The 1,398-nt window shown below is 75.5% G+C and carries 2 protein-coding genes; both read left to right on the plus strand.

Annotation, left to right across the window (positions count from 1 at the left end):
• Nucleotides 1-253 (plus strand): aromatic-ring hydroxylase C-terminal domain-containing protein (locus AC3EVP_RS36835; RefSeq protein WP_488179852.1); only part of this gene is annotated, 253 nt, incomplete at its 5' end.
• 2 nt (nucleotides 254-255) lie between these two features.
• A partial coding sequence (locus AC3EVP_RS36840; protein ID WP_435138139.1) for an FAD-dependent monooxygenase occupies nucleotides 256-1,398 on the plus strand: 1,143 nt, incomplete at its 3' end.

Genomic DNA, 1,398 nt, shown 5'->3' on the forward strand with positions numbered 1-1,398 from the left:
GACCGCCACACAGACCGCCCGCACCGCCGACCCCTGGAGCGACCACGTCGACACCGTCACCGGCACCTGGACCCACCCCCCGCACACCCCCCTGGACGCCGTCCTCATCCGACCCGACGGCTACACCGCCTGGACCTCCCCCGGCACCACCCACCACCTCACCCACGCCCTCACCCACTGGTTCGGCACCCCCACCGCCCCCCGCACCGCGGTGTCCGCGGCCGCGGGCGGCGCCGGCCGGGCGGGGGTGTGAGCATGGCCAGGGACGTGATCGTCGTCGGCGCCGGCCCGGTCGGGCTGATGGCGGCCGGTGAACTGCGCCTCGGCGGCGCCGATGTCGTCGTCTACGAGCAACTGGCCGAGCCGGCGCGGGAGTCGCGCGGGGCGAGCCTCACCCGGCGGGCCGTCGAGTGCTTCGACCAGCGGGGGCTGCTGGGCCGCCTCGGCCCGTCCGAGCCCGCCGACGCCCACTTCGGCGGTGTGCCGATCGACCTGGGCCGGCTGGCGGAGAACCACTACGGCGCCCGGGGCGTCCCCCAGTACCGCACCGAGCGGATGCTGGAGGAGTGGGTGACCGGGCTCGGCGTGCCGATCCGGCGCGGCCACGAGGTGACCGGGCTGCGCGAGACAGGCGACGGCGTGACCGTGTCCTTCGACGGGCCGCACGGCCCCGGCGAGGACACCGCGGCCTACCTGGTCGGCTGCGACGGGGGCCGCAGCACCGTACGGCGGCTGGTCGGCATCGGGTTCCCCGGTCCCGAGCCCACCCGGGGCTTCCTCACCGCCGACGTCACCGGGATCGAGACGCGGCGCCGGCGGATCGGCGAGAACCTGCCGGACGGCAGCATGATCATGGCGATGGACCTGGAGAGCGGCGTCACCCGCGTCGTGGTGTACGAGCGGGGTACGCCGCCGAAGGACCGGGACGCGCTGCGCTACGCCGACCTCGCCGACGCGTGGCAGCGGCTGACCGGCGAGTCCATCCACCACGGGCAGTGCCGCTGGATGAGCTGCTTCACCGACGCCTCCCGGGTGGCGGCGGAGTACCGGCGCGGCCGGGTGTTCCTGGCCGGCGACGCCACCCACGTCCAACCGCCCGCCATGGCACAGGGGTTGAGTGTGGGGGTGCAGGACGCGGTGAACCTCGGCTGGAAGCTGGCGCTGGTGCTGGCCGGGCGGGCGGACGAGGCGCTGCTGGACACCTATCACGCCGAACGCCACCCGGTCGGGGCGCAGTTGGCGCGCAACGCGCGGGCCGCGATCGAACTGCGGCTCACCGGGCAGGAGATGCAGCCGGTCCGCGAGGTGCTGGGCGAGCTGCTCACCCGGCCGGACGCGGCCGGGTACCTGGCCGGGGTGCTGAGCGGCCTCGGCATCCGGTATCCGATGGGCCCGGGT

This window comes from Actinacidiphila sp. bgisy144, assembly GCF_057708105.1.